General features: G+C 68.7%; 15 protein-coding genes and 1 pseudogene. 4 read left to right on the top strand and 12 right to left on the bottom strand.

Annotation, left to right across the window (positions count from 1 at the left end):
- Positions 1–9: 9 nt before the first annotated feature.
- From pabB to C8K38_RS00270, 4 genes are all read right to left on the bottom strand, one after another.
- On the bottom strand, positions 10–2,094 hold the full coding sequence (gene pabB, locus C8K38_RS00285; RefSeq protein ID WP_097209712.1) for an aminodeoxychorismate synthase component I: 2,085 nt from the start codon (positions 2,092–2,094) through the stop codon (positions 10–12).
- Between the two features lie 5 nt (positions 2,095–2,099).
- On the bottom strand, positions 2,100–2,474 hold the full coding sequence (locus C8K38_RS00280) for a chorismate mutase family protein (protein ID WP_097209711.1): 375 nt from the start codon (positions 2,472–2,474) through the stop codon (positions 2,100–2,102).
- Positions 2,475–2,704: 230 nt separating this feature from the next.
- Complete coding sequence (locus C8K38_RS00275; protein ID WP_097209710.1) at positions 2,705–3,460, bottom strand: MBL fold metallo-hydrolase; 756 nt, start codon at positions 3,458–3,460, stop codon at positions 2,705–2,707.
- A gap of 45 nt (positions 3,461–3,505) precedes the next feature.
- Positions 3,506–4,996 (bottom strand): flavin-containing monooxygenase, encoded by a 1,491-nt coding sequence (locus C8K38_RS00270; protein ID WP_097209709.1) that lies wholly within the window; start codon positions 4,994–4,996, stop codon positions 3,506–3,508.
- Between the two features lie 105 nt (positions 4,997–5,101).
- On the opposite strand from C8K38_RS00270, the gene C8K38_RS00265 reads away from it, so the two are divergent.
- Positions 5,102–7,150 (top strand): phage holin family protein, encoded by a 2,049-nt coding sequence (locus C8K38_RS00265; RefSeq protein ID WP_097209952.1) that lies wholly within the window; start codon positions 5,102–5,104, stop codon positions 7,148–7,150.
- On the opposite strand, the gene C8K38_RS00260 is transcribed toward C8K38_RS00265, so the two are convergent.
- A complete protein-coding gene (locus C8K38_RS00260) occupies positions 7,147–8,049 on the bottom strand; it encodes a LysR family transcriptional regulator (protein WP_097209708.1) in 903 nt (300 codons plus the stop codon). The genes C8K38_RS00265 and C8K38_RS00260 overlap by 4 nt on opposite strands.
- A 137-nt stretch (positions 8,050–8,186) precedes the next feature.
- On the opposite strand from C8K38_RS00260, the gene C8K38_RS00255 reads away from it, so the two are divergent.
- Together C8K38_RS00255 and C8K38_RS00250 are read left to right on the top strand one after the other, a co-directional pair.
- Positions 8,187–9,503: an NAD(P)/FAD-dependent oxidoreductase gene (locus C8K38_RS00255; RefSeq protein ID WP_097209951.1), complete on the top strand. Its 1,317-nt coding sequence runs from the start codon at positions 8,187–8,189 to the stop codon at positions 9,501–9,503.
- A 79-nt stretch (positions 9,504–9,582) separates the two neighbouring features.
- Complete coding sequence (locus C8K38_RS00250; protein ID WP_097209707.1) at positions 9,583–10,869, top strand: MFS transporter; 1,287 nt, start codon at positions 9,583–9,585, stop codon at positions 10,867–10,869.
- A gap of 23 nt (positions 10,870–10,892) precedes the next feature.
- On the opposite strand, the gene C8K38_RS00245 is transcribed toward C8K38_RS00250, so the two are convergent.
- Positions 10,893–11,279, bottom strand: coding sequence for a hypothetical protein (locus tag C8K38_RS00245; RefSeq protein ID WP_097209706.1), 387 nt, complete (start codon positions 11,277–11,279; stop codon positions 10,893–10,895).
- 440 nt (positions 11,280–11,719) lie between these two features.
- Here C8K38_RS00245 and C8K38_RS00240 point away from each other — a divergent pair, with 440 nt between their 5' ends.
- Positions 11,720–12,061 (top strand): transglycosylase family protein, encoded by a 342-nt coding sequence (locus C8K38_RS00240; protein WP_097209705.1) that lies wholly within the window; start codon positions 11,720–11,722, stop codon positions 12,059–12,061.
- 108 nt (positions 12,062–12,169) lie between these two features.
- Here the strand turns inward: C8K38_RS00240 and surE are convergent, their stop codons facing one another.
- The 6 genes and pseudogenes from surE to C8K38_RS00215 all read right to left on the bottom strand — a co-directional run bounded on the left by surE (position 12,170) and on the right by C8K38_RS00215 (position 15,584).
- Positions 12,170–12,757, bottom strand: coding sequence for a 5'/3'-nucleotidase SurE (gene surE, locus C8K38_RS00235; RefSeq protein ID WP_257016938.1), 588 nt, complete (start codon positions 12,755–12,757; stop codon positions 12,170–12,172).
- A gap of 133 nt (positions 12,758–12,890) precedes the next feature.
- Positions 12,891–12,956, bottom strand: a pseudogene (locus C8K38_RS27440) (hypothetical protein); the annotation flags it as partial.
- Positions 12,953–13,918 (bottom strand): PfkB family carbohydrate kinase, encoded by a 966-nt coding sequence (locus tag C8K38_RS00230; protein WP_097209704.1) that lies wholly within the window; start codon positions 13,916–13,918, stop codon positions 12,953–12,955. The gene C8K38_RS00230 and the pseudogene C8K38_RS27440, both read right to left, overlap by 4 nt.
- Positions 13,919–13,969: 51 nt before the next feature.
- Positions 13,970–14,356 carry a hypothetical protein gene (locus tag C8K38_RS00225; protein WP_097209703.1) on the bottom strand — a complete coding sequence of 129 codons (387 nt, stop codon included), beginning with the start codon at positions 14,354–14,356 and terminating at the stop codon, positions 13,970–13,972.
- A gap of 31 nt (positions 14,357–14,387) precedes the next feature.
- Positions 14,388–15,302 carry a non-homologous end joining protein Ku gene (gene ku / locus C8K38_RS00220; RefSeq protein WP_097209702.1) on the bottom strand — a complete coding sequence of 305 codons (915 nt, stop codon included), beginning with the start codon at positions 15,300–15,302 and terminating at the stop codon, positions 14,388–14,390.
- A gap of 45 nt (positions 15,303–15,347) precedes the next feature.
- Positions 15,348–15,584 carry a hypothetical protein gene (locus C8K38_RS00215; RefSeq protein WP_143548361.1) on the bottom strand — a complete coding sequence of 79 codons (237 nt, stop codon included), beginning with the start codon at positions 15,582–15,584 and terminating at the stop codon, positions 15,348–15,350.
- Positions 15,585–15,815 lie beyond the last annotated feature (231 nt).

Genomic DNA, 15,815 nt, shown 5'->3' with positions numbered 1-15,815 from the left:
CCGTGTCGATCACGGTCCGGCCTGGTCCTGATGGTCGGTGTTCATGGACAGGCAACGTTTCATGGTGACGGCCTTGACCATCGTCTCCTCGTACTCCTCGTCCGGGTCGGACATCGCCATGATCGCGCCACCGGCACCGAACGTCACCTCGTCGGCGGTTGCGACCAGGGTCCGGATCACGATGGAGAAGTCAGCGGTGCCGGTGAGCGAGAAGTACCCGATCGCACCCGAGTAGACCCCGCGCGGGCCGTCCTCGAGCTTGTCGAGGATCTCGAGGGTCCGCACCTTCGGTGCCCCGGTCATCGAACCGCCGGGGAAGGTCGCCCGGATGCAGTCCACCACCGATACACCCGGCCGCAGGGTGCCGCGGATGGTCGAGACCAGTTGGTGCACGGGCGCATAGGTCTCGACGTCGAACAGCTTCGGGACGTGCACCGAGCCCGGCACGCAGACACGCGAAAGGTCGTTGCGGACCAGATCGACGATCATCAGGTTCTCGGCGCGATCCTTCTCGGCCTCACCCAGGTCGCGGCGCAGGGCCTCGTCGGTGTCCGGCGAGAACGACCGCCGCCGGGTGCCCTTGATCGGCTTGGACTCGATCACCCGATCCGCGCCGATCCGCAGAAAGCGCTCGGGCGAGGCGCTCAGGACCGAGATCCCCGAGAACTGCAGGAGCGCGTTGTACGGGGTCGGGCTGATCTCGCGCAGGCACGCATAGCGGTCCAGCGGGTCGATCGGCCCGTCCACGGTCCCGGTGTTGGTGAGGCACACCTCGTAGGACTCGCCGGACCGGATCTCGCTGAGGCACTGCTCGATCAGCGCGAGATAGGCGTCCCGGCTGTGCCGGAACCGTGGCTCGGGGTCGGCATCGAGATGGACCAGCGGGGGCGGCGCCGGCGGTTCGTGGGGGACCACGTCGAACTCCGACAGCGCGGCGGCCGTCTCGGTCAGCCAGCGGGTGCCCGCCGGGTCTCCGGAACCGTCGTCGAGCGCGAGCAGGTAGCAGCAGTCGGCCTCGTGGTCGAGCACCAGGGCTCTGTCCGCGAAGACGACGGCGGCGTCCGGGTTCGACGAGGTGTGGACGAGCTGCCCACAGGTGTCTGCCTTCAGCTCGTAGCCGAGGTACCCGACGTACCCGAGGCAGAAGCCGAACGGGAGGTCGGGGCGGGGGGCCACCGCGCGGGCGCGCAGCTGCTTGTCCATGTAGTCGAAGAAGGTGCTGTGGACCTCCCGCGCGAGCTTTCCCTGCTGGTGCACCCGCACCGTGGTCTCGGTGACGCTGTAGGTGACGTACTCGGCCAGCGGGCCCGAGCAGTCGCCCATGACGGAGAACCGCGAGTCCGGCTCGAGCGCCGCGCTGCCGTCCAGCCAGAAGCTGTTCGGGCCGTGGGCGAACAGCGCCTCGTAGATCTCTTTGGGATCGAATGGCCGGTCGATGCGCATGCTGTCGACGCGATAGCGGGGTTCGGCCAGCGGCAGCGGTATCGGGCGTGCCGTCGCCCGGCGGGAGCGCGCCCGCGGGGTCAGGTCCCGGAAATTGGTCAGCAGCGCGCGACCGTGATCGGTGCAGATGGACTCCGGGTGGAACTGAACGCCCCAGAGCGGCCGCTCCTTGTGGCGCACCGCCATCAAGAGGCCGTCGCGCGTGTGTGCCAGCGCCTCGAGCCGATCGTCGAGATCCTCGACGATCAGGGAGTGGTACCGGACCGCGCGGAAGGGCGAGGGGATTCCCGCGAACAGTCCTTCCCCGGTGTGATGGACCTCGGAGACCCGCCCGTGCATGGGGAACGGCGCGGGCAGGACCTGGCTCCCGAACAGGTGGCACAGCCCCTGGTGCCCGAGACACACTCCGAGAACGGGCAGATCGCCCTCGGTGATCGTGGCGGCGCTGATGCCGAAATCCCGATCCCGGTCCGGCCTTCCCGGCCCCGGCGAGATGACGATGTTGTCGTGGTCGGCCAGGTTCACCGACGCCCAGTCGACATCGTTCGACACCACGGTCGGCGGTACGCCGTTCACCTCGGCCAGCAGACTGTAGAGGTTGTAGGTGAAGGAGTCGTAGTTGTCGATGAGGAGCGTTCGCGTCGGCGTCATGGGCGTCAGCCCCCACGTCCAGACGGCCCGCGCGCCCCCTCGGGCTCGGATCCGTCGGCGTCGATGATCAGGTCCTCGACCCGGCAGGTCTCACGGATCAGCAGCTCGTAGAGCGAACGAAAGAAGTCCGGGGACAGCTCGTGCTCGACCGCATAGGTCTGCGCGCGGTCCTGGACCACCCCGATGCGCTGCGGCTGCATCATCGGTATGGAGTTCCGCCTCTTGAGTCGGGCGATCCGGGTACACACGTCGATACGTGCGCGGACGTCCTCGAGCAGGTGCTGGTCCACGTCGTCGAGCTCGGTTCGCAACACCTCGAGCTCGCGCTGCGCCGCCGAGAATCCGTTTCCGGCCCCGTGGGAACCATTCGACGTGTCCATCCGCCGCCGCCTTAGCAATCTGGGCTGACCTGCACCGACTTCGATCGATGCACACCAGCCGAGGTTCGTCAGCCTCGAGCAGAACTCCGGGTAGAGAATCTTCCAATCTTCTCACGGGGGAATACGCCCAAGCCACCCTTTTCATCGAATCCTCGACCCCCGACGTTACCCAGTTCCTGGTCTGTCCTGCGGCCGATGCGGTCTCTCTTGGGTTGCTCTTGCCGGTCGCCTCAGCTCGACTCGCCAGGACGCAGTTCGGTGGCGGTGAGACCCGCCTCCTCCATCCGGCGGACGAACTCGGCGCCGGGCCCGTAGAAGCGATCGGGGCGCACGGAATCGAACCCCATCGGCCAGAGCGTGCCGAAGTGCACCGGGATCGCGGTGCGGGCACCGACCGCGACCGCCGCGCGGACGGCCGCGGCCGGGTCGAGGTGCCCCGGCCCGAGACTCGGCCCCCACCCGCCGACCGGGACGAGCGCCACATCGCACTCGGGGATCCAGTCCGACATCGATCCGTACAGCGCGGTGTCCCCGGCGAAATACGTACGCCCCTCGCCCTCGATCACGTAGCCGAGCGCCCGCACCCGGTGCGGCCCGCGAGGCCAGCGACGACCGTCGTGTTCGGCAGGGACGGCGCGGACCAGCACCCCGCCGATCCGCACCTCGTCGCCGGGACTCACCTCGATCAACCGATCGCCGAACGCCCGGAGCCCCGACACCTGGCCGACCGCGCCGGTGGGAACGAGGATCGGGACGTCGCCGCCGATCAGCCTCAGCGAGGGCAGATGCGTGTGGTCCGCGTGCAGGTGGGACAGCACGACCGCGTCCGGGAGCAGGGGAGTGTCGAGCGGGTTGGGCCCGCGGCGCCGCCGCAGGTGCGCGACCCGGTCGGTCAGGATCGGGTCGGTGAGGATGGTGGTCCCGCGGTCCGTGATCGAGACGGTGGCGTGCCCGTGCCATCGGGCCCGCGGTGTTCGATCAGACATGGCACCCACGATCCCAGACCAGCCGATCCGCCGCCCGGCGAGTGATCAGCCCACGACGTCCGCACGACGGGCACCCGCAGCATCGGCCCGGACGAATTCCATCGCGTCCTCGACGGATCCGAACTTCAGCATCGCGATGTCGAGGGCGTAGTTCTGGTAGAGCCGCCACGGCTTCTTCGATCCCTGTTTCGGGAACTCGTGGATCGAGCGCTGCACGTACCCGGACGAGAAGTCGATGATCGGCATCGTGGTGATGGACGGATCGACGTTGCGGGGCGTGCACTGCCGGTAACCGTCGGCGGCCATGTGATTGAGCAGCCTGCACACGTACTCGCATGTCAGGTCGCACTTGAGCGTCCACGACGCATTGGTGTAGCCGATGCAGCTGGCAAAATTGGGGACGTCGCTCAGCATCATCCCCTTGTAGCTCAGTGCCTTTGCGGCATCGACGGGGGCGCCGTCCACGCTCAGCTCGACCCCGCCACCGACGATCAGCTTCAGCCCGGTGGCCGTCACGATGATGTCGGCCGCGAGCTCCGTCCCCGACGCGAGGCTGATTCCCCGTTCGGTGAACGTCTCGATCCGATCGGTGACGATGTCCGCCCGGCCGTGCCGGATCGCCCTGAACAGATCGCCGTGCGGCACGAAGCACATGCGCTGATCCCACGGGTCGTAGCGAGGCGTGAAGTGGGCATCGACGTCGAACCCGGCGGGCAGTTGCGCCTGCACCTGCCTGCGGAGCAGTCGCTTGACAACTCCGGGCGCCCGGCGGCTCATCGTGAAGAAGAGCATGAAGCGCAGCACGTTCTTCCAGCGGACGATGCCGTAGGCGAGCTTCGACGGCAGGACCGCGCGCAACCGATTCGCCATCACGTCCTCGTCCGGCACGGACAGGACATAGCTGGGCGAACGCTGCAACATCGTGACGTGGGCGGCGGACTCCGCGATCGCCGGGACCAGCGTCACCGCGGTCGCGCCACTGCCGATCACGACCACGCGTTTGCCCGCCCAATCGATGTCGTCGGGCCAGTGCTGTGGGTGCACGACCCGGCCCGCGAATCGGTCGACCCCCGCGAACTCGGGGGTGTAGCCCTCCCGGTAGTCGTAGTAACCGCTGCACATGAACAAGAAGTTGCACGTGAGGCGCACGACCTCGGCGGTGGGGCCGCGCTGCGCCTCGACCGTCCACCTGGCGTCCGCGCTGGACCACTCCGCGCGGATCACCCGATGGTCGAACCGGATCTTCCGGTCGATTCCCTGTTCCCGCGCGGTGTCGCGGACATAGCTCAGGATCGACGGGCCGTCGGCGATGGACTTCGCGTCCGTCCACGGCCGGAACGAGTACCCGAGGGTGTACATGTCGGAGTCCGATCGAACACCGGGATATCGGAACAGGTCCCAGGTCCCGCCGATCGCGCCGCGCGCCTCGAGGATCGCGTACGTCTTGTCCGGGCATCTCGCCTGCAGGTGATACCCGGCCCCGATCCCGGACAGGCCGGCACCGACTATCAGGACGTCGAAATGGTCGATCGCCATGGCTGCCACCGCCGTCGTGGGGAGTGTTCCACCTCGAACCTAGCACCGCGCCACACTGCATTCCGGCCCGTTGGACACCTACGATCCAGGTGAATGGAGGTGTGCATGCGCACTCTGGGATCGGCGGCCCGAACCGTCACCGAGTTCCTCGTGCTGTGGCTGATATCGGCCGCGGCACTGATGGTGATCGACGCGGTGCTGCCCGGCGTCGAGCTGGCCAGCACCGGCGCGCCGGGCCCCCTCGGATCGGCTCCGAGCGCGCTGGCACTGGCCCTGCTGTTCGGTCTGCTCAGCACGGTGCTCTGGCCGATCCTGCTGAGAGCCATGCTGTGGGTCGGACCGGCGCTGCTCTTCCTGTTCGTCTTCGTCGGCAGCGGTCTGATCATGCTGCTCTCCGTGCGCATCCTGCCGCTCGCCACGGCGGAGAGCGTCACCGACATCATCATCCTCGCGGTGCTGTTGTCGCTGGTGAGCTCGGCGGTGTCCGGTGCCATCGCTTCGCGGCGCGACGACACCTACCGCATGATGCTGGTGCGTCGACAGCGGTTTCGATTGCGCCGCAAGAGGTCACCCGACAGTGGTTCGGATCGTCCGGGACTGCTGTGCATCCAGATCGACGGGCTTGGTCACAAGGTGTTGCAGCGCGCGATGCGATCGGGGGTGGTCCCCACCCTCGCCGCGATGGTCCGCGACGAGTCCCACCGTCTGATGCCATGGCACACCGACTGGAGCAGCCAGACCGGTGCCAGCCAGCTCGGGATCCTGCACGGCAGCAACCACAACGTGCCGGCCTTCCGGTGGTACGACAAGGCCACCAAGAGGATTGCGGTGTTCAGCAATCCGAGCGACAACGCCGAACGCGAGCGTGAACGCGCGTCGATACCCGGACTGCTCGCCGACGGGGGAGCGAGCCGCGGAAACCTGTTCTCCGGCGGCGCCGAGGACAACGTCCTGGTGGTCAGCAGAATGAAGGGCGCCCGGATGGGCGGCGGCGGCACCGGATATGCGGACTACTTCATCGATCCGGCGAGTGCGGTCCGTACCTTCATCCGACTGGTCGCCGAGGTGCTGCGCGAGATCCGCCAGGCCTGGCACCAGCGCAGACGGGACATCCGGCCGCGGGTCCGCCGCGGCGGGATCTACCCGCTGGTGCGGGCCTTCACGACCGTCGTCGAGACCGACGTCGTGGTGGCCGCGGTCATCGGCGACATCATCAAGGGCCGCAACGTGATCTACGTCGACCTCGTCGGCTACGACGAGGTCTCACACCATTCCGGGGTGGAGCGGCCGGAGACCCTCGCGGTGCTGCGCAAGCTCGACGCGGAGATCGGCATGATCGCCGCCGTCGCGGCACAGGCCGACCGCCCGTACAACATCGTCGTCCTCTCCGATCACGGCCAGAGTCAGGGCGAGACGTTCACCGGCCGCTTCGGCGAGACCCTCGAGGCCCTGGTCCTACGCGAGTGCGAGGCGGGTCGGCCGCAACCCCAGCACGGTCGGTGGCTGCACCACGACAAGGATGTCCCGGACCTCGGCGCGCAGGGCCGAGGCGCCGAGGGCCTCGGGTACGCCGCCGCGAGCCTGCGGGCCACGCCGCCGCCGGACCGGGTCACCGCGCCGCCCGAGCGACCGGTGGTGCTCGCGTCGGGGAACGTCGGACTGGTGAGCTTCCCGCTCGCCGCCGGTCGCGCGACGATGCGCTGGATCACCGAGCACCATCCATCCTTGCTGCCCGCCCTCACCACTCATCCCGGGGTGGGGTTCGTCCTCGTGGCCCGCGAGGGCAAGGGATCGATCGTGCTGGGAGCGCACGGCAGCGTGGAAGTCGACACCGGATTCGTCGCGGGCCAGGATCCGTTGGCGGACTTCGGCCCCGGCACCCTCGAGCGGATCCGCAGGACCGACGGCTTCGACAACGTCGCCGACATCATGATCAACGGCCGGTACTGGCCGGACACCGGCGAGATCGCGGCGTTCGAGGAACAGGTCGGCTCGCACGGCGGGCTCGGTGGTCCGCAGACCCGGCCGTTCCTGCTCTATCCCGCGCACCTGCCCGAGCCGCCCGACGAGCTGCACGGCGCGGAGCAGGTACACCGGGTGTTGAGCGGCTGGCGCGACCTCGCGGCGGCCGAGGCGCGCGCCGGCTTCGGCTAGTCCTCGGTCTGACCCGTCGGGCCGCCGTCCATCGATTGGCGGAGCGCGTGCATGACGCTGGCAAGGGCGGGCGAGTCCGCGCCGCCGGTACGCACCACCCCGCACACCGGGATCCGGAGCCTGCTGTTGGCCTCGCGCATGAAGCAGAGCCCGGTTCGGGGCGTCTCGGCCGCCGTGCTCGCGTACAGCACGGTCCACGCCCGCGGGTTGGTGATGACCTCGAGCGTCGCGGCGTGGTCACTGGCGATCGACGGCCCCAGCGAGACGCGGCGCCCGATCTCACGGAAGGCGTCCTCGACCACGGTGTGCAGCAGCACCTGGCTGCTGCGCGGCGGGAGCAGCAGCTGATACGGGGCCAGCTCGCCCAACTCGACCGTCGAGAACGCGGACAGCGGGTGTCGGCGCGAGGTCACGATCACCAGGTCGTCGACGCCGAGCCGCACCGTCTCCAAGCCCGGCCGATCCGCCCGCCCGCGGATCAACGCGATGTCGGCGTCGCCCGAGGCGACCGCGTCGATACGCTCGGTGAAGCTCTTGATGACGAACTCGATGTCCACGTCCGGATGCGACTCGCGCACGCGGGCGATCGCGTCGAGGCTCTGCGCCGCGAAGCTCATGTTCGCGGTGATCCGGATCCGGTTCCTGGGCTCGCGCACGACGGAGTACGCCTTGGTCTCCAGACTCAGCACCTGCTGGGCGATGGGGATCAGGCGGGACCCGGCCGGGGTCAGCCGCACCACCCGCGTCGACCGCTCGAACAATGGGGCGCCGAGCTCCTGCTCGAGCCGGGTGACCTGGTGGCTGACGGCGGATTGCGAGATGAAGCACCGTTTCGCGGCCCGACTGAAGCTCAGCTCCTCGCTGACGGCCAGGAAGTAGCGCAGCTGCCGAAAGTCCATGCTCACATTCTATTCATTAGCAATCCAGATAAGAGAATTCTCGATACCCGGAGCTAGCTGGCGAAACACCGGAATGCATCCCTACGGTGTAACTCATACATCAGATCGAGCTGGAGGTTGTCGTGGTCGACGCAGGGATGGACCGGACCGAGGTCGTCATCGTGGGCTCGGGGTTCGGCGCGCTCGCGGCGGCGAAGAAGCTGGCGAAGGCCGGCACGCCGTTCGTCCTCATTTCCGAGACCACCGAGCACCTGTTCCAGCCGCTGCTCTACCAGGTGGCGACCGGCGTGCTCTCGGCAGGCGAGATCGCTCCCTCCATCCGCGCGATCCTCGCGAAGTACCCGAACGCCGACGTCCGGCTCGGCCGGGTCGTGGATGTGCACGCCGACGCGAAGGAACTCGTCTACGAGGCCGCGGGTGAACGGCACACCCTCGGCTACAACTTCCTCATCGCGGCCACCGGTGCGCGCCAGTCGTACTTCGGCCGCGACGAGTTCGCCAAGGTGACCTACGCGCTCAAGACCGTCAACGACGCGAAGCGGCTGCGCGACCAGATCGTGCGCTGCTTCGAGGAGGCGCACACCACCACCGACCCGGAGCGCGCCAAGAACCTGCTCAGCTTCATCGTGATCGGCGCGGGCGCGACCGGCGTCGAGCTCGCCGGTCAGATCAAGGAGCTCGCCGGCCGGTACTTCGAGCAGTCGATCCGCGGCATCACCGCCGACGACGTCACCGTCACCCTGGTCGAAGGCGCCGGTGTCGCGATGCCCGCGTACGGCGGCAAGCTCAGCGAGTACACGAAGGCCTCGCTGGAGAAGTCGGGTGTCGAGGTAGTGCTGAACACGCTGGTCACCGACATCGACGAGCACGGCGCCACCTTCAAGGCGCACGGCAGCGAGGCCGGGGTGCGGCGCACCGCCGAGACGATCGTCTGGTCGGCGGGCGTACAGGCCAACGACTTCGCGGGCGTGCTCGCCGAGCGCACCGGCTGCGACACGGACCGGGCGGGCCGGCTGCTGGTCAACCCGGACCTGACGGTCGGCGGCCGCGCGGACATCTTCGCCGTCGGCGACATGACCTCGCTGAACAACCTGCCGGGCCAGTCCCCGGTGGCCATGCAGGGTGGACGCCACGTCGCCAAGACCGTTCTCGGCAAGACCCCGCGCGGCACCGCCTTCAAGTTCCGCGACAAGGGCTCGATGGCGATCATCAACCGCTTCCGTGCGGTGACGAAGGTGAAGAGCATCGAGCTCACCGGCTTCATCGCCTGGGTGCTGTGGCTGGCCGTGCACATGGTCTACCTGGTCGGGTTCCGCAACCGGTACATCGCGGTGATGTCGTGGTTCGGCTCGTTCCTCGGCCACCGGCGCCCGCACTTCCACTACGCGCAGGAGCCGTCTCCGGTGGGAACGGTCGACGCCGACGCCGACGACGAGGTGCCGGTCGCCGCCTAACCGGGCGTGACCGTCGGGGTCGGACGCGCGGCGCAATAAGCTGAGTGCGCCCGCGCGTCCCGACCCCCGAAAGACACTGATGGACACCACCTCTCCCGTCCTCGTCGACGATCTCCGGGCGAGCACCCAACGCCGCACGCTGATCGTGGTGGTGACCTCGCAGATCCTCGGCGGCGCCGGACTGGCCGCGGGCGTCACCGTCGGCGCGCTGCTCACCAAGGAGATGCTCGGGTCGAGCCGATACGCCGGGCTGTCCTCGGCCCTGTTCACCCTCGGGTCCGCGGCCGCGGCGCTGCTCGTCGGGCGGGTCTCGCACCGCCTCGGCCGCCGGACCGGGCTCAGCATCGGCTACCTCGCGGGCGCGGCGGGCGGCGCCGGGGTGGTGCTCGCCGCGGTCATGGACAGCCTCCCGCTGCTGTTCGTGTCGATGTTCGTCTACGGATCCGGTACCGCCACCAACCTCCAGGCCCGGTACGCGGGAACCGACCTGGCCGAGGCCTCGCATCGGGGCCGGGCGGTCAGCACGATCATGGTCGCGACCACCTTCGGCGCGGTGGCGGGGCCGAACCTGGTTGAGGTGATGGGTGACCTCGCGGACGGGTGGGGCATTCCCGTGCTGGCGGGCCCGTTCATCCTGTCCTCGGCCGCATTCGCCGCCGCGGGCATGTTCCTCTTGGCGTTCCTGCGGCCCGATCCGCTGCGCGTCGCGCGACAGCTGCAGTCCGAGCCGGTCGTCGCGGGCGGGGAAGTACCGCCGGAGCCCGACCGGGACACGCAGCGCCGGGGCATCCTCGTCGGCGCCACCGTGATGGTGGTGACGCAGATCGTGATGGTCGCGATCATGACCATGACCCCGATCCACATGATGGATCACGGACACGGCCTCGGACAGACCGGGATGGTCATCGCGATCCATGTCGCGGCCATGTTCCTGCCGTCGCCGCTGACCGGCATGCTCGCCGACCGGTACGGACGGATCCCGGTCGTGGTCGCGGCCGGTGTCACCCTGCTCGCGGCGGGCATCCTCGCGGCCCTCGCACCCGCCGATTCCGTGGTGCTGCTCTCCGTCGCGCTGGGTCTGCTGGGGCTCGGCTGGAACTTCGGGCTGATCAGCGGCACCGCCATCCTCACCGACTCGACCCCGCTGGCGACGCGGGCCCGCACCCAGGGTTCAGTCGACCTGTGTATCGCGCTCGCCAGTGCGGGTGGCGGCATCGTCAGCGGGATGGTGGTCGCCTCGAGCAGCTTCGCGGTCCTCTCGCTCGGCGGCGGGCTGATCGCGCTGGCGCTGATCCCCGTGCTCGCACTGAACCGCAGGCAGGCGCAGGCGGCACCCGAACCCGCTCGGGCCGGCACCACGTCATGACCTCGGACTGACCGCAGCGCCTCTCATGGCATCCGCAACCGGGGCACCGGCGGGACCCAGTCGGGGTCGCGGGTCGTGACCGCGAGCTCGTCGATCACATGGGTGGACCAGGCCAGGAGCCCCGTGATGTCGAGGGCGTGCGGCGGCCGGTCCTCGTACGACCCGACCAGATCCCGTCCCCTCCGCAGCCGGGCCGCCGCCACAAGGGATTCACCCCGCAGCGCCCGCTCCATGCCATCCGCCAGCTGCCACAGGCCCTGCCAGAGTTCCAACTCCTCAGGGGGCGCGAGCACCGATTCGGCCTCCAGCAGGTCCCGCGCCCGCGCGGGATCGCCGTGATCCATCAGTCGCTGCGATTCGGTGATCGCGGCGCCGAGGTCGAGCTGTGGCCCCCAGGAAACATCGGCCATGTACCGAATCTAACCCCTCCGACACGCGGCGACCAGGGTCCACGGGGGACATCACGACCGAACTGAGAGTGTCACGAACGGGTCCAACGCAACCCGACATGCGGTACCATACGAGTGACCTTCGTCACATTCAGGTAACGAAATGGATACGTTTCGAGATGTTTAGATCTCGGTCGTGACCTGCGGGGGAGGCGGAGACAGCCCTCGGATCTGGACGGGTGTCCGTGCGTCGGGACCGCCAACCGAGGGGTGCGAGGGCCCCCGAACTGCGGCTACCGTCGCTTCCGGTTCACAAACGAGAACCGCCACCGGCTCGCCCACCTTCGCGAACTGCCCAGCGAGATCCGGTCCGACGCAACACATCAGGGCAGTGACGAGGCCAACATCGCCGCGGGGCAAGACCCCGCCGCCCGCCTCGGATGCAGGAGAGGACCCATCACATGTCGATCAACCATGCACGCCGGACCGCCACCAAGACCCTCGGCTGGATCGCCGCGACCGGCGCCCTCGTCGCCATCCCGATGGGACTGGCCGGCGGCACCGCGAACGCGGCAGGTCACAATTGGGACGCGGTCGCCGAGTGCGAGAGCAGCGGCAACTGGGGCATCGATTCGGGCAACGGATTCTCCGGTGGCCTGCAGTTCACCCCGAGCACCTGGGCCGCCTACGGTGGCCAGGGCCACGCCGCGAACGCCTCCCGCGAGGAGCAGATCCGCGTCGGCGAGAACGTGCTCGCGAGCCAGGGCCCGGGCGCATGGCCCGTGTGTGGCCAGTACCTCTGATCCGACCCGGTTGCCGCCCGAGATTCTCGGGCGGCGGCCCCAACGGGCACTCCGGCGCCCTGCGGGTGTGACAGGCAGTGTCCCGAGCGGGCACTGACCCAGTCGACCTCACGCGCTCCCCGGCATCGGGTCGAGGTCCTCGCCCGCACAGGTCAGCGCCTCGATATCGATCTCCGCGGGCTCGAACGATGCCCGCACCGCGGTCGCGGTCACCCAGCCGCGGCGCAGGAGCCCCGCGTCGGTCCTCTCCGCCTCACTGATCTCCGCCTCACCGCGGCGGATCTGGGTGAAGGTGACCGTGAAATGGTGCTGGTCCCGCCGATCCAGCTCCGCCTGGACCGCGCCGAAGGCGGCAAGTGGAGCCGCCCGCAGGCCGCGTACCTCCGATAGCGGGAGGTCAGCCGCATTCACGTTGAGCACGACGCCCGGTACACCCCTCGAGGCCGCCCACTCGATCGCGCGCCTGGCGACGGCGGCCGCTGTCTCCCAATGCTCCGGGCGAGGGCTGTCGACCGACAGGGCGACCGCCATTGCGCCCAGACCGGCGCCGGTGAGCGCGGCACCGACCGTCCCCGAGTGCAGGATCGCGTTGCCCGTGTTCGGCCCGTGATTGATCCCGGAGAGCACGAGATCCGGCGCAGGACCGAACGCGCCTTCGGAAGCGACGAACACGATCAGTGCCGGAGACGCCTCCACGGCGGTCACCTCCACATCGGGCGTTCCGTCGAACCGCCGCGGAGACAGCACCAGGCGACCCCCGTCCTCCAACGCACTGAACGCGGTCGACGTGCGGCGCCGCCACCACCACCTCCAGACCTGCGTCGACGGCGACGCGGGTCAGCAATTGGATGCCGGCGCTGTCCACGCCGTCGTCGTTCACGACCAGCGCCCTCATCGACGGGACCATCCCGCGGCGGGCCTGACGACGACCGTGTCGGCCAGCTTCGTGATCACCTCTCGCTGCCCGGACCCCAGACCCCGCCGGGTCACATTCAGAGCGCCTGCGGCCGCGCCGAGCTTGAGCGCGTCCCTCATACACGCCCCGGACGCGACCGCAACGGCGATACCGGCAGTCATCGAATCTCCCGCGCCCCGGTGATCCGCCGGTCGTAGCGGCGGGGGCGGCACCTCCCACAACTCTCCGCCCACCAGTGCGAGCGCAGGATCGCCCGCGCGGGAGACGACGACGGTCTCGGCGCCCTCCGCGTGCAGCCGTTCCATCGCCGTGCCCAGCGAACCGACGTCCGCCGAGGCCGCGAATCCGTCCTCGACGAGTTCTGTGTGACTGACCTTGAGGACCGTCAACCCGCCGCGCAGCGCGGCCGACAGCGTCGCTCCCGACAGATCGGCGATCACCGGAACACCGAGCTCCCTCAGGTCACCGACCAGGCGCGTGTAGACCTCGACCGGAACCACGTTCTCGGACCGGCTCCCCGCGAGCACCGCAACGCTCGACGACATGCCCTCACCGAGTGCCGTGCCGTACAGATCGTCCGCCTCATGCCTAGACAGACCGATCGGATCGATCTCGACGATGACCTCCCTCGTCCCATCGCGGCGATCGTGGATGTAGGACCCGTTCGGGCCTGCGACCGGCACGCCGCGCACGTCGATGCCTTCCCCGGCGATCAGGTCGGTCAGGATTCCACCCGTCTCGCCGCCGAAAGGGCCGCACAGCCGCACCGCGAGTCCCAGCGTCATCGCCATCCGGCCGATCCAGCAGCCCTGGCCGCCCGCGTGGACGTGCAGCTCCGGACCACCATCGGGTCGCGGCTCGATCGTGATGGTCAACACGGGGTCGGGAGCGAACACGAAGGCAGAACGTTCCTCCGTGGCGCCGCTGTCGCCGGCGGCCATGGGCGACTCCTCAGATGCCGAACCGCCCAGACGCAGGGCGGTCCCGCGCTGTCAGGTTCGCTGCTCCCGGTCTGGCGGCGCGATCCGCTGGGTCGCGTCGGGGTCGATGGCGTCGGCCCGTTCGAACTGCCCGTCCAGTTCCTCGCGTGACTTGGCGGCATCGGTCGCTCGGGCTCGAGCGCGCTCCTGCAACCGCTCGGCTTCGGCCTTCTTCACGTCGGCCTCTGCCTCGGCGATTCGTGCACGCGCGGCTGTCTTGTCCGCCAGCGCCTCCTCCTGACCGACCTCGTGAGATTGCGCGGTGGCCCGTTCACGAAGGTCGGCTGCCTCGGCGCGCTGATGCCGTGCCCGTGCGTTCCTCGTCATCCAGACCGCCGCGGCCGCGAGCACCACGATCACCACAATCACGACGATCCAGATGACAACGTCCCTGTCCATGTCGATGTGCCTCCTCGTACGGAGTCCGGCCTCACGATGAGGCCGACTTCTTCTTCGAGCGCGTACTGCGACGTCGCCCGTCCTTGCTCCCCGACTTCCTGGTTCCCGCTCTGGCCCTGCTGCCACCCGACTTGCTCGTCTTGCGTGACTTGGGCGACGTGGCGTTGCGTCCTCCCGAGGCCTCCACGCTCGCGGACAAGGCATCCAACAACGAGGAGATCTCCTCGTCGGCCTCGGCGGCCGGCGCCTGGGGCTCGGTGACCTCGTCGCCCGCGACCTTCGCCTCGATCAGCTTCTGCAGTGCCGCGCGGTAGTCGTCGTCGAATCGCTCCGGTTCGAACACCGGCTCGGACATCGCCTCGATGAGCGAACCCGCCATCGCCTTCTCCTTCGGCTTCACCTGGGGCGCATCCTCTTTCACGAAGGCGAAGTCGGGCGTCCGGACCTCGTCGGGCCACCGCATGGTGTTCACCATGATGACGTCGCCGTAGACACGGAGCACCGCAAGGGATTCGCGCTGCCGGATCGCGATCTTCGACACCGCGACCTGACCCGACTTGTGCAGCGCATCGCGCAGCATCACGTACGGCTTGAGTGCAGATTGCTGCGGCGCGAGGTAGTAGCTCTTGTCGAAATAGATCGGATCGATCGATTCGAGCGGCACGAACTCCACCACCTCGACGGTTTTGGCGCTGGACAGCGGGAGGACGTCGAAATCCTCATCGGTGAGGATCACGACGCCGTCGTCGGTCTCGAAGCCTTTCGCGATCTCCTCATAGGGCACCTCGGCGTCGTCGAGGGTGCAGACCCGTTGGTATCGGATCCTGCCCCCGTCGGCGGCGTGCACCTGGTGCAGGGGGACGTCCTTGTCCTCGGTCGCCGCGTAGAGGCTGACCGGGATCGCGACGAGTCCGAACGTCACCGTGCCCTTCCAGATCGAGCGCACACCGTCACCCTCTCCACCTCGTATTGGCCACGCCTGCCGGCAATGTCAGAGCGTGCAATCGATGATGCGCATGCCGTGCATCGACGGCTTGGCGCTCACTGCATGGGTGCTCTCGGTGTTCTCGAGCAGCCTGCGTCCTTCGGCCGTGTTCAAGCAGCACACCCCCAGCTTGGCCGCCGCGCTGAGCACGAGGGCGTCGTCCGGGGTGCAATTCCCATCGAGCACGTCCTCGGTCGCGATCGCGCACAGCGAATCGGAGCCGACGTCTTGGGTCACGCTCACGCCGTGAGCGCTCGCCCATTCCGAGAACTCAGACAGTTCCGACGGGTCTCCGATGAGCACGACACTTCGCCTGCCTGGCTCGGATCTCATGAGGTAGCCCTTCTCGCCGGGGCGGCAGTCATCTCCGCCCTCTATCCCAGGATTGCCCGTAAGGACCCCACCGAAACCCGCGCACGGGAACGCGACGATGTGCATCCCGACCGGTTTCGGGATCCCCTGGGATGGGAACAC

The sequence above is a fragment of the Rhodococcus sp. OK611 genome (genome assembly GCF_003050885.1).
In the GTDB taxonomy this organism is placed as follows: Bacteria; Actinomycetota; Actinomycetes; order Mycobacteriales; family Mycobacteriaceae; genus Rhodococcus_G; species Rhodococcus_G oryzae.
Note: the sequence above shows the minus strand (reverse complement) of the source record. Positions and strands in the feature narration are given on the sequence as shown.

Bases quoted from the DNA above. Each gene is read 5' to 3' on its own strand.
- C8K38_RS00280 (WP_097209711.1), bottom strand. From the start codon at position 2,474: ATGGACACGTCGAATGGTTCCCACGGGGCCGGAAACGGATTCTCGGCG.
- C8K38_RS00225 (WP_097209703.1), bottom strand. From the start codon at position 14,356: ATGGACAGGGACGTTGTCATCTGGATCGTCGTGATTGTGGTGATCGTG.
- C8K38_RS00250 (WP_097209707.1), top strand. From the start codon at position 9,583: ATGGACACCACCTCTCCCGTCCTCGTCGACGATCTCCGGGCGAGCACC.
- pabB (WP_097209712.1), bottom strand. From the start codon at position 2,094: ATGACGCCGACGCGAACGCTCCTCATCGACAACTACGACTCCTTCACC.
- C8K38_RS00230 (WP_097209704.1), bottom strand. From the start codon at position 13,918: ATGGCCGCCGGCGACAGCGGCGCCACGGAGGAACGTTCTGCCTTCGTG.
- C8K38_RS00240 (WP_097209705.1), top strand. From the start codon at position 11,720: ATGTCGATCAACCATGCACGCCGGACCGCCACCAAGACCCTCGGCTGG.
- C8K38_RS00275 (WP_097209710.1), bottom strand. From the start codon at position 3,460: ATGTCTGATCGAACACCGCGGGCCCGATGGCACGGGCACGCCACCGTC.
- C8K38_RS00260 (WP_097209708.1), bottom strand. From the start codon at position 8,049: ATGGACTTTCGGCAGCTGCGCTACTTCCTGGCCGTCAGCGAGGAGCTG.
- C8K38_RS00245 (WP_097209706.1), bottom strand. From the start codon at position 11,279: ATGGCCGATGTTTCCTGGGGGCCACAGCTCGACCTCGGCGCCGCGATC.
- C8K38_RS00255 (WP_097209951.1), top strand. From the start codon at position 8,187: ATGGACCGGACCGAGGTCGTCATCGTGGGCTCGGGGTTCGGCGCGCTC.
- C8K38_RS00270 (WP_097209709.1), bottom strand. From the start codon at position 4,996: ATGGCGATCGACCATTTCGACGTCCTGATAGTCGGTGCCGGCCTGTCC.
- C8K38_RS00265 (WP_097209952.1), top strand. From the start codon at position 5,102: ATGCGCACTCTGGGATCGGCGGCCCGAACCGTCACCGAGTTCCTCGTG.